Source organism: Acinetobacter sp. RF14B (assembly GCF_006864105.1).
Lineage (GTDB): Bacteria > Pseudomonadota > Gammaproteobacteria > Pseudomonadales > Moraxellaceae > Acinetobacter > Acinetobacter lwoffii_C.
In genome coordinates this window covers 1-12,019 of the sequence record NZ_SMTB01000086.1, presented here as the reverse complement: position 1 = coordinate 12,019, position 12,019 = coordinate 1, and the positions used below count along the sequence as shown (strand labels likewise).

General features: G+C 46.9%; 10 protein-coding genes and 2 pseudogenes. 5 read left to right on the top strand and 7 right to left on the bottom strand.

Annotated elements, in window-relative coordinates:
* A pseudogene (locus E2K52_RS11590) lies at positions 1-128 on the top strand (recombinase XerC); the annotation flags it as partial.
* On the opposite strand, the pseudogene E2K52_RS11585 reads toward E2K52_RS11590, so the two are convergent.
* The 7 genes and pseudogenes from E2K52_RS11585 to E2K52_RS11555 all read right to left on the bottom strand — a co-directional run.
* Positions 127-495: pseudogene (locus E2K52_RS11585) on the bottom strand (CoA-transferase); the annotation flags it as partial. The pseudogenes E2K52_RS11590 and E2K52_RS11585 sit on opposite strands and share 2 nt — an antisense overlap.
* 2 nt (positions 496-497) lie before the next feature.
* Positions 498-1,202 carry a CoA transferase subunit A gene (locus tag E2K52_RS11580; protein WP_151205245.1) on the bottom strand — a complete coding sequence of 235 codons (705 nt, stop codon included), beginning with the start codon at positions 1,200-1,202 and terminating at the stop codon, positions 498-500.
* 93 nt (positions 1,203-1,295) lie between these two features.
* A complete protein-coding gene (locus E2K52_RS11575; RefSeq protein ID WP_151205244.1) occupies positions 1,296-2,198 on the bottom strand; it encodes a hydroxymethylglutaryl-CoA lyase in 903 nt (300 codons plus the stop codon).
* Complete coding sequence (locus tag E2K52_RS11570; protein WP_151205243.1) at positions 2,195-4,189, bottom strand: acetyl/propionyl/methylcrotonyl-CoA carboxylase subunit alpha; 1,995 nt, start codon at positions 4,187-4,189, stop codon at positions 2,195-2,197. The genes E2K52_RS11575 and E2K52_RS11570 overlap by 4 nt, the downstream gene beginning before the upstream one ends.
* Positions 4,190-4,208: 19 nt before the next feature.
* Entirely contained in the window at positions 4,209-5,003 is a 795-nt protein-coding gene (locus E2K52_RS11565; protein WP_151205242.1) for an enoyl-CoA hydratase/isomerase family protein, read from the bottom strand.
* 12 nt (positions 5,004-5,015) lie between these two features.
* Positions 5,016-6,617: a carboxyl transferase domain-containing protein gene (locus E2K52_RS11560; RefSeq protein ID WP_151205241.1), complete on the bottom strand. Its 1,602-nt coding sequence runs from the start codon at positions 6,615-6,617 to the stop codon at positions 5,016-5,018.
* A 35-nt stretch (positions 6,618-6,652) separates the two neighbouring features.
* A complete protein-coding gene (locus tag E2K52_RS11555; RefSeq protein ID WP_151205240.1) occupies positions 6,653-7,825 on the bottom strand; it encodes an isovaleryl-CoA dehydrogenase in 1,173 nt (390 codons plus the stop codon).
* A 147-nt stretch (positions 7,826-7,972) separates the two neighbouring features.
* Here E2K52_RS11555 and E2K52_RS11550 point away from each other — a divergent pair, with 147 nt between their 5' ends.
* The 4 genes from E2K52_RS11550 to E2K52_RS11535 form a co-directional block, all read left to right on the top strand.
* Complete coding sequence (locus E2K52_RS11550) at positions 7,973-8,608, top strand: TetR/AcrR family transcriptional regulator (protein ID WP_151205239.1); 636 nt, start codon at positions 7,973-7,975, stop codon at positions 8,606-8,608.
* A gap of 98 nt (positions 8,609-8,706) precedes the next feature.
* Entirely contained in the window at positions 8,707-10,395 is a 1,689-nt protein-coding gene (locus E2K52_RS11545) for an AMP-binding protein (RefSeq protein WP_151205238.1), read from the top strand.
* A 283-nt stretch (positions 10,396-10,678) separates the two neighbouring features.
* Positions 10,679-11,347, top strand: coding sequence for a class I SAM-dependent methyltransferase (locus tag E2K52_RS11540; protein WP_151205237.1), 669 nt, complete (start codon positions 10,679-10,681; stop codon positions 11,345-11,347).
* Positions 11,348-11,410: 63 nt separating this feature from the next.
* The coding region (locus tag E2K52_RS11535) for an acyl-CoA thioesterase domain-containing protein (RefSeq protein WP_151205236.1) at positions 11,411-12,019 on the top strand (609 nt) is incomplete at its 3' end.

The window sequence follows — 12,019 nt, the reverse complement described above, 5'->3', positions numbered from 1 at the left end:
CCGATGATTTTCAGCTGAAGCGTCAGTCACGTCCTTTGCCGGGAATGATTGATATTGAAACGGTCAACCAAATTCTAGATCAGTCCGCGCCCGAAACTCAAGCACAGCAGCAGATGTGGCTGAGAGAACTTTTTTACCGGGAATCATCCAGTTCGCTAGATCGCCTTGGGCTGAAACTTCCATGGCTCCCAGAATGGCGATATTGACATGACCGCCACGAATCATGGCAAAGGAGTCAGCGCTGGAGAAAAATGAAGCCCCTTTACGTGCAGTCACGGTTTGTTTGCCGGCATTGATCAGGTCGGCATCGACAGTTTCCTCAGTTGGAAATTCGCCAATCCCCAGCAGGCCATTTTCCGACTGCAGCCAGACATTGATATTTTCCGGAATATAGTTGGCGACTAACGTGGGCAGGCCAATCCCGAGATTGACATAGAAACCATCTTCAAGCTCTTGAGCGGCGCGCTGCGCCATTTCATTACGTGTCCAAGCCATGATCAAGCCTCCGCCTTTAAGGTCATCTGTTCAATACGTTTTTCCGGTTGAGCATTCAGCACAATCCGGTTCACATAAATTCCCGGAAGATGGATTTCGTCCGGATCCAGTACGCCAATTTCGACAATTTCTTCCACTTCAGCAATGGTCACTTTGCCAGCCATGGCACAGACCGGATTAAAGTTCTGGGCGGTTTTACGGAAAATTAAATTACCCGCTTTATCGGCTTTATAGGCTTTGACGAGCGCAACATCGGCAGTTAGAGATTCTTCCAGAATATAAGACTTGCCATGAAACTCACGGACATCCTTACCTTCAGCGATCACTGTGCCGACACCCGTCGCGGTATAAAAAGCCGGAATGCCTGCGCCACCTGCGCGTAATTTTTCGGCCAAGGTGCCTTGCGGAGTTAATTCCACTTCCAGTTCGCCGCTTAAGTATTGACGTTCAAATTCCTTATTTTCACCGACATAAGAGGAGATCATTTTTTTAATCTGTTTGGTTTCCAGCAGAAGTCCCAGACCAAAGCCATCCACGCCAGCATTATTGGAAATACAGGTCAGGTTTTTTGCCCCAGTTTCTTTTAAGGCTGCGATCAGTGCTTCCGGAATACCGCACAAACCAAAACCACCTACGGCCAGGGTCTGTCCATCCTGAACCACGCCGTCTAAAGCGGCTTCTGCACTGTCATATACTTTATTTGCCATCTGTTACCTCGATTTATTTTTTTCTTGCAGCTCGTTTGAGAAGATCTGCGGTTTTATATCCTTGAGGACTTTTCAGGTCCAAATTAGGCTGCTTTAAGCACAGGCTTTTTGCCAATAGGCATTGGCATAATTGGAGGGATTATTGCGCTGCAAGACTGCACTGATATTGCGGCTGGCCTGCATCAGGGCATCCAGTTGAATTCCGGTTTCAAAGCCCATATTCGAGAGCAGATAATACAGGTCTTCGGTCGAGACATTCCCTGAGGCCCCTTTGGCATACGGACATCCTCCGAGGCCAGCAATGGAGGAATCAAATACCCGAATACCTTGCAATAATGACTGGTAAATATTGGCAATCGCCATGCCATAAGTATTATGAAAATGTCCTGCCAAAACTTGAGCATCAAGTTCAGCCAGACAGGCCTCCCAGACTTTTTTCACCCGATCAGGCGTGGCCGTCCCAATGGTTTCACCCAAAGACACTTCATAGCAGCCCATATCGAGTAAGCGTTGAGTGACTTTGACCACCTGCTTCGGATCAATGGCACCTTCATAAGGACAGTCCACCATACAGGACACATAACCGCGCACCTTAATATCATTGGCTTTGGCAGCACTCATTACATCGCTGAATTTTTCAAAGCTTTCATCAATCGAGCAGTTGATGTTCTTGCGGGTAAAGCTTTCAGAAGCTGCGGTAAATACCGCAACCTCTTTACAACCTACAGCCAAGGCAGATTCAAATCCTTTCATGTTTGGGGTTAACAAACTGAACTGAATATTCGGATCTTTAGACAGGCTGGCAAACAGCACATCGCTGTCTGCCATTTGTGGTACCCATTTCGCTGAAACACAGGAACCCACTTCAATGGCCTGTAAACCGGTTTTCATCAGGTCCAGAATCAGGTTTTTCCGGTCATCCAATGTCAAAGGTGTTTTTTCATTTTGCAGGCCATCCCGTGGCCCGACTTCGACAATCTTGACAAAATCTGTCATGCGACTTCCTCCGCCAGTGGCTGGAACTCCACCAGTTCATCACCCGCCTTGACCTGATCACCTTTTTGGAAGTATGAACTTGCGACAATGCCATCATGGGGTGCACGAATCGAATATTCGATTTTCATGGCTTCCAGCGTCATCAGCACATCGTCTTTTTTTACCTTATCATTGGCAGAAACCAGAACTTGGGTAATGACGCCCGGCATTGGCGCAGTCAGGTTGTTTTCGGTGCCTTGCTCATCTTGACCATTAAAATCAGTGTTTAAATAACTGAATTTATGACTTTGCCCGTTCTGGAATAGGGTAATGCCATGTTCAGTCCGGCTAAAAGCCAGTTTTTGCTGTCTCACACCAAGATTCAGCTGAAGTAAATGCCTATCCAGCAGTTTTCCTCTAAGCTCTACACATTGATCCGCATAAGTGGCCAAAAAGCCTTCATCCAGTGTAGTAAAGCGAACCTCGCACAATTGATTATTGCATTGTAATTTGATGCGATGAGTATTTTGCTGATTGAGGCGCCAGAATGAGCTGTGCTGCCAGACCGGATTGTTTGGAAGCGGATTTTGCGCCTGACGTGACAGGAGTTCAATCAATGCAGCACTGATCACAAGCTCGGCATCAATCTCTGTAGAAGGTGGGAGCAGGCATGCTTCTTCACGCTGAATCAGACCAGTATCTAAATGTGCATTTTTGAATGAGTCACACAGCACCAGACGATCTAAAAAGGCGATATTATTACCCAGACCATCGACATGGAATTGGCCCAGTGCATGATGCATCTGGGTTAGGGCTGCTTCACGGTTTTTGCCCCAGACAATCAGTTTGGCAATCATCGGATCATAATAAGTGCTGATTTCATCGCCTTCGACAATACCGCTATCGACACGTACACAGTCACTTTGCTCCGGATAATGTAAATAGCTGATCTGGCCGATTGCCGGGATAAAGCCTTTTTCCGGTTCTTCGGCATAAACACGCGCTTCAAGGGCATGACCATGAATCTGCAATTCATGTTGCTGCTTTGGTAAAGGCTCACCGAAAGCCACACGTAATTGCCATTCCACCAAATCCTGACCGGTAATCATTTCTGTGACCGGATGCTCGACCTGTAGACGGGTGTTCATTTCCATGAAATAGGCCGTACCGTCTTGCTCGACAATAAACTCGACTGTACCGGCACCGACATAGTTGACTGCGCGCGCAGCGTCAATGGCAGCTTGACGCATCGCTTCAAGCTTATCTTCCGGCATTTTCGGTGCAGGCGCTTCTTCCAGCACTTTCTGGTGACGGCGTTGTACCGAGCAATCACGCTCGAACAGATGTACATAATTACCGTGGGTATCACCAAATACCTGCACTTCAATATGACGTGGCTGTACCACGTAACGCTCAATCAGCACATCGTCATTGCCAAAGCTGGAACGTGCTTCACTTTTACAGGAAGCCAGCGAACCTAAAAAGTCTTCACTGCGCTCGACCAGACGCATGCCTTTACCGCCACCGCCGGCACTGGCTTTAATCAGCACCGGATAGCCAATACTGTCTGCCTGCTGCTTCAGAAAATCGGCATCTTGATTGGTACCATGATAACCCGGAGTTAAAGGCACACCGGCTTTTTCCATCAATGCTTTAGAGGTGGCTTTGAGGCCCATCGCCAAAATAGCCTCGACTGGCGGACCAATAAAAACAATATTGTTGTCCTGACAGGCCAGGGCAAACTGGTCATTTTCAGACAGGAAACCATAGCCCGGGTGAATGGCTTGGGCACCCGTGGTTTTTGCAGCCTCGATAATACGCTCAATCTGCAAATAACTTTGTGCTGCCGGTGATTCACCAATATGGATCGCTTCATCTGCCAGTTTGACATGCTGTGCCTGCGCATCGGCATCGGAGTAGACGGCAACGGTGGCAATCCCTAATTTTTTTGCTGTACGAATGATACGGCAGGCAATTTCGCCACGGTTGGCAATTAAAATCTTTTCAAACATTGTAGGATCCTTCTTGTTGTTATGCCGTGGTCTTGATCCAGGCCGGGCTTTGTTTGTTCAAAAATGCATTCAGGCCATTTTTCGCCTCATCTCCCTGGCGAACATGGGCAATATGCTGTGCTGTTTTCAGCAGTAAATCTTCGCTCAAAACTTGCTGGTCAACCAGTTGGATCAGCTGTTTAGAGGCATGTTGTGCTGCTGGCCCACCGAGCAATAAGGCTTCCGTAATTTCATCAATTTTGCTGTCGAGCTGCTCTGGGGCAGTCACTTCATGTGCCAGTCCAATGTTTTTGGCCTGTTCCGCTGAAATACGCTCGGCAGTCAGGAAATAACGTGACGCCTGACGGGCACCAATCGCCCGAATAACATACGGGCTAATGGTGGATGGGGCCAGACCTAAACGTACTTCTGAGGTGGCAAATTTGGCATCGGTGCTAGCCACACAAATATCACAGGCCGAGGCTAGACCCATACCGCCACCAAAGGCAATCCCATGTACCCGGGCAATGGTCGGCTGTTTTAAGGTCGCCAGACTTTGCAGCATTTTCGCCAGTTTTAAGGCATCGGCTTCATTGTCGGCTTGTGAGGCCTGACCGGCCTGTTTCATCCAGTTCAGATCAGCGCCAGCCGAGAAACTTTTGCCTCGTCCGGCCAGAATCACCACGCGCACATCATCACGTGCATTTAAAGACTGAAAGCAGGCATATAATTCTTCAATGACCTGAGTATTAAAGGCATTGTGCAGTTCAGCACGGTTGATCCAAACCGTTGCCACCTGATTCTGCTGTTCGAGCTGTAAAAACTGATAATCCATTGTCGTCACCTCTTACATACGGAACACGCCGAACTTGGTTGGCTGGATTGGCGCATTCATCGCTGCAGCCAGACTTAAGGCCAGCACCTCACGCGATTGTGCCGGATCAATCACACCGTCATCCCATAAACGGGCTGAAGCATAATAAGGATGACCCTGACGTTCATATTGATCACGAATAGGCTGTTTAAACTGATCTTCTTCTTCAGCTGACCAGCTACCGCCTTTTTGCTCAATCTGATCACGTTTGAGGGTCGAAAGTACACTTGAAGCCTGCTCACCGCCCATGACCGAGATTCGAGAATTAGGCCAGGTCCACATAAAGCGTGGCGAATAAGCACGGCCACACATGCCATAGTTGCCGGCACCAAAAGAACCGCCAATCACCAAGGTCAGTTTTGGCACATTGGCATTGGCCACCGCCATCACCAGTTTGGCACCGTTCTTGGCAATGCCTTCATTTTCATACTGGCGACCCACCATAAAACCGGTAATGTTCTGAATGAAAATCAGCGGAATATTGCGCTGGGTACACAATTCAATAAAATGTGCGCCTTTTTGTGCAGACTCGGAAAACAGAATGCCATTATTGGCAATAATCCCGACTGGCATCCCATAAAGCTTGGCAAAACCGGTCACCAGAGTCGTGCCGAAACGCGCCTTGAATTCGTCAAAGCGTGAACCGTCAACAATACGTGCAATCACTTCACGCACATCAAAAGGCTTGCGGGCATCACAAGGAATAATGCCGTACAGTTCTGAACTGTCAAAGCGTGGTGCCTCAATTTCCTCTGCGGTCTTGTTGGGCTTTTTGTTCAGATTTGCCACAATGTTGCGGGCAATTGCAAGGGCATGCTCATCACTTTCTGCCAGATGATCGGCAACACCAGACAAACGGGTATGTACATCACCGCCACCGAGGTCTTCACTCGACACCACTTCACCAGTTGCAGCTTTGACCAGCGGCGGGCCACCCAGGAAAATCGTACCCTGGTTGCGCACAATAATGGTTTCATCCGACATGGCAGGCACATAAGCACCACCGGCAGTACAGCTGCCCATCACCACTGCAATCTGAGCAATACCTTGGCTCGACATACGCGCCTGATTGTAGAAAATACGGCCGAAGTGATCACGATCCGGAAATACTTCATCCTGTAAAGGCAAATATGCACCGCCTGAATCCACCAGATAAATACATGGCAAATGGTTCTGTTCGGCAATTTCCTGTGCGCGTAAATGCTTTTTCACTGTCAGCGGATAATAAGTACCGCCTTTCACCGTAGCATCATTGGCCACGATCATGCAGGTCACACCATTGACCTGACCCACACCAGCGACCACACCAGCCGCAGGCACATCATCCTGATAGACTTGATAGGCAGCCAGCTGACCGATTTCCAGAAAAGCGCTGCCCAGGTCAATCAGCTGGTTAATCCGTTCACGCGGTAACAGTTTGCCACGGTCAAGGTGTTTCTGGCGGGCAGTTTCTCCACCACCCAAGGCAATTTTTTCAACTTTCTGCTTCAGGTCATCCACCAGTTGCAGCATGGCAGTCTGGTTGGCTTTAAACTCTTCACTACGAATATTGATTTTGCTCTGTAACTGATTCATGACGAACATCCTTGTTTTATTCTCAGTATTAAGGTTTAGGCTGTTTCGTTAAAAAGCTCACGGCCAATGAGCATGCGGCGGATTTCTGAAGTGCCGGCACCAATTTCATACAGTTTGGCATCGCGCCATAGACGGCCTGCTGCAAACTCGTTGATATAACCGTTTCCACCTAAAGTCTGAATGGTTTCACCGGCCATCCATGTGGCTTTTTCGGCCGCATATAAAATTGCGCTGGCAGCATCTTTACGCAGGCTGCGACTATGCTCGGCCTTGTCACATTCAGCGCCGACGGCATAAACCAGTGCCTTGCATGCCAGCCAGGTCGAGTACATATCGGCCATTTTGCCTTGCATCAACTGGAATTCACCCAGCGCCTGACCAAACTGTTTGCGGTCATGAATATATGGAATCACGGTATCCATGCAGGCATCCATAATGCCCAGCGGACCTGCACTGAGAACCGCACGTTCATAGTCCAGACCACTCATCAGCACTTTGGTGCCATTGCCGACACCACCGAGGACGTTTTCTTTAGGGACTTCGACATTGTCAAAGAACAGCGGGTAAGTGTTGGAACCGCGCATACCCAGTTTGTCCAAATGGCTGCCGTGGCTGAAACCTGGCATATTTTTTTCAACCAAGAAAGCAGTCATGCCTTTGGCACCCGCCTGTAAATCGGTTTTGGCATAAACCACTAATACATCGGCATCACCGCCATTGGTGATCCACATTTTGGAACCGTTCAGCAGATAGTGATCGCCTTTGTCTTCAGCTTTGAGTTTCATACTGACCACATCCGAGCCGGCATTCGGTTCAGACATCGCCAAAGCACCGACATATTCGCCAGAAATCAGTTTTGGCAGATAACGCTGCTTTTGTTCTTCATTACCATTACGCTTAATTTGGTTCACACATAGGTTAGAATGTGCGCCATAGGACAGACCAATGGATGCTGAAGCCCGGGAAATTTCCTGCATGACAATAATATGTGCCAGATAACCTAAATTGGTGCCGCCATACTCTTCACCAACTGTCAGACCCAGCAGGCCCATATCACCAAATTTTTTCCAGAGCTGAGCCGGGAATTCGTTATCGCGGTCAACCTGTTGGGCAATAGGGGCAATTTCCTTGGCGCAAAACGCAGCCACTGAATCACGAAGCGCTATCAGAGTTTCATCTAAACCGAAATCCAAGCTTTGTAAATTCATTCTTCATCCATCCTGAGGTTATATTTGTTGTGTCCAAAAAAGCATTTTTGTTGTGCTTGCTTTTTAACATACAACGAAAAAACAAAAAAGTGAACCTATATTCACAAAATGATTTACAATTCATTTTATCTTGTTGAGAATAATATTATGAGTTATAAAAGATCATCACTGATGCAGGAGCGAATGGAACAAAATCGCTTGTCGATTTTACAGTCTGCTCGTGAACTGATTGCTCAGGGGGGCTTTAAAGAGGCGTCGATTCAGGCCATTGCAGAGCGTGCAGGCGTTTCTACAGGGCTGGTATATCGGTATTTTGATAGCAAAAGCCAGATTTTGATTGAGGTTTTGTCGGCAGCGATTCAGCATGAGGTTGGAATTTTGAACCACATTGTTCGATCAGATTTATCGCCAGAACTGAAATTGCAAAAATCTGTTACAACTTTTGTGAAACGCGCCATGAATAGCCCTCAACTGGCGTATTCACTTATGTTTGAACCGGTCGATCCGGAGATGGAGCATGAGCGTTTTCGTAGTAAACAGCTGATCAAGCAGAGTATTAAGGAGATTCTGGCCGAAGGAAAGGTAAACGGAAAATTTGAGTTTGAAGACTTGAACACGGCGGCGCTAGGCGTGGTAGGTGCCATGACCTTTGTCGTAATCGAGCCTTTAAATCCATCTCGCAATATGATGTTTGATCAGAAGTATAAGGATCACTTTGTCAAACAGATTGCCGATTTTTGTGTAAACGCAGTACGTCGACAGGAGGGAAGTTCAGTAGCATAAATACACAAAAAAACAGGCACACAGACAAGGTCGTCGTGGTCATAAAACAATTAGTAAAGTTGAAATCAGAATTACAAAGAATCAAGGAGATCGATTCAATGACACAAGTACGGTTAAGCTATGCCTATGGAACCAGCAGCCAGCCCTTATTGGGGATGACAATTGGTGAAAAATTTGACCAGGCTTGCGAGCAGTATGCGGATCGGGATGCAGTGGTAAGTCTGCACCAGAATGTACGCCTGAGTTATCGGCAGCTACAGGAAGAGGTCAATGCTTTTGCCTGTCAGTTGCTGAAACTGGGCCTGCAAAAAGGTGACCGTCTGGCGATCTGGTCGCCGAACTGTGTGGAATGGACCATTACCCAGTTTGCTGCTTTCAAGGCTGGCATTATTCTGGTCAACCTGAATCCGGCCTATAAAAGCAATGAACTGGAATATGTGCTGAATAAGGTGTCCTGTAAGGGCTTGGTCATTGCTTCACAGTTTAAAACCACGGACTACCAGGAAATTTTGACCAAAATTGCACCAGAGTTAAAAGAGACCGAAGACAAGTTGCTTAATGCAGAGCGCCTGCCGCATTTAAAGCATGTAATCAAAATTGATGACCAGCAGCATACAGGGATTCACCGTTTTCAGGATTTACTGCCTCCCCCAAGTGCCCAAGAACTGGAACAACTGCAACAGATCTCCAGTGAATTGCAGTTCGATGAAACCATTAATATCCAGTTTACCTCGGGCACGACTGGTAATCCGAAAGGCACCATGCTGACCCATAACAATATCCTGAATAATGGCTATTTTGTGGGTGAGGCAATTCACCTTGCACCGGAAGACCGGGTCTGTATTTCAGTGCCGCTATTCCACTGCTTTGGTATGGTGATGGGGAATCTGGCTTGTATTACTCACGGTTCAGCCATGATTTATCCGTCTGCAGTCTTTAATCCGCTGGAAACCTTAAAAGCCATCCAGCAAGAAAAATGTACGGCAGCTTATGGCGTCCCGACCATGTTTATTGCCATATTGGAACATGAACGGTTTGATGAGTTTAACCTGTCCAGCTTGCGTACCGGCATTATGGCAGGCAGTCCATGTCCACAGGAGATTATGCAGCGTGTGATTGAACGCATGCATATGTCTGAAATAACCATCTGTTATGGCATGACTGAAACTGCACCTGTGAGTGCACAAAGCTCGACTGAAGACAGTATTGAGCAGCGAGTCAGTACTGTTGGTCGCGTCCATCCGCATCTGGAAGTTAAAATTGTAGATGAACAGGGCAAAGTGGTCCCGCGTGGTCAACTGGGCGAGCTTTGTGTACGAGGTTATTCCGTGATGCTCGGCTATTGGGAAGATCAGGAAAAAACCCACGAAGTTATTGATGCTGCCCGTTGGATGCATACCGGTGATATTGCTGAAATGGATGATGCAGGCTTTATTAAAATCAAGGGGCGTATTAAGGATGTAGTGATTCGTGGTGGCGAGAACCTGTTCCCGAAAGAAATTGAGGATTTTCTCTATACCCATCCTGCGATCTCAGATGTACAGGTCATTGGTGTCCCAGACCATAAATATGGGGAAGAACTCTGTGCCTGTATCATTCTGCATGAAAATGATTCATGTACTGAAGAGGCGATTCGTCAGTATTGTATCGAGCATATTTCTCATAACAAGGTGCCACGTTATGTGCGTTTCTTTCATGAATTCCCGATGACAGCTTCAGGTAAGGCGCAGAAGTTCAAGTTACGTGAATTTATGCGGGAAGAATTAAATTTAAAAGAGATTGCTTAAATTAATTAAAGTTAAGTTTAAATAGTATTTGATCAGATGACCTGACGGCATGGATGCCGCCGTTTCATTGCATGGCAAGGATGCCATATCAATGAAACAGAGGTGCTTCGTTACGTTGCCCAGTCAAAGTAACGAAGCACCTGCAGAATGGAAGAAGAATCCATCGTGCAAATTGAGGTCATGGGTTTAGCAATTTCTTTAAATAGATAAAAATGCATTTCTATATAAAGTCTTATTTCAATATAAAACTTCATATATCGACTATCTAAATCAGAGTAAACAGATGGCAAAAAACTTTCACAGTGAAGTGGTGGTCGCCAGTTATGATGATCACATCCGTAAATTAATTCCTGCTTATGAACTGGTGCATCAGCAGATTGAGGCTATTCTCAGTACGGAATTACCAGAAAATGCACATATTCTGATTGCAGGCTGCGGAACAGGCTATGAGTTGTCCTATCTGTTAGAGCAGCATCCACACTGGACTTTTACGGCGATTGATCCTTCAGTCACCATGCTAGAACAGGCAAGGAAAAATCTGGCTCCTTTTGCTGCCGAGCAGAGAGTCCGGTTTATACAGAGCACTACCTACGGACTGGAGCAGGATACTTTCGATGCAGCACTGGCGATTCTGGTCGCCCATTTTATTCCTGAGCCACAGAAAACCGAATTTTTTCAGCATATTTATGAAAGTCTTAAAACAGGTGGGATCGTGTTGACTTATGACCTGATGCAGCCAGAAAATGAAACTGCACTACAGATCATGCAAAAAATGGCGCAGCAGACGGGATTAAGTCTCCGGCAAAGTGAAAACATGCTGGCCAGATTACAGCAGGATTTTGCATTGATTTCGACTGAAGACTTCAAAGGCCTTTTGACAAAAGTCGGATTCAAGCACTGCAAAACTTATTGTCAAATTATGAATTATTATGGCTTTTTTCTGAAAAAATAAAGATCATAAAGCATTATATTTGCGATAAAGTTAAAGAGATTATTCAAGGAAGTAGAGAGAAGAATGTCGGCATATTACAGTTTAATTCAACGTGAGCAGCATGCAGATGGTAGTACTACGGCTTATTACCGTTCCAATATTCATGCCCAAGGCGCATGGAATCCTCATGAACAGCATATGGCCCCAGCAACAGGTATCCTCTGTGTAGAGCTGGAACAGTTTCAGCCACGAGAGGATATGCGAATTGGTCGGGTCGGACTGGATATCTTTGGATTGATTGCTTTTGGTGAGTTTTCAATTACCACCCGCATGCTTCGTCCGGGTAAAACCATTGAGCTGGTTGAAGCAGAAATGTGTGCGAATGGAAAAACCTGTATCGTTGCGCGTGCCTGGAAAATGCTGACTTCGGATACTCGCGCCATCGCCGGTCTAGAAGATTTTCCGATTGAAAGTCCGGAATTTTTACCCGTGTGGGAAGGCATGCGCTGCTGGCCAGGCGGTTATATCCAGAGTATTGAAACGCGTGCGCATGCCGATCATCGGGCAGGCAAAGGGATTGTCTGGCTCAAAAACTCTTTGGACATGGTAGAGGGACAGACAACGACCGCCTTTAGCCGTTTGCTCGGTATGGTCGACACGGCGAATGGTATCGTGCCACGTCAGGACCCGAGT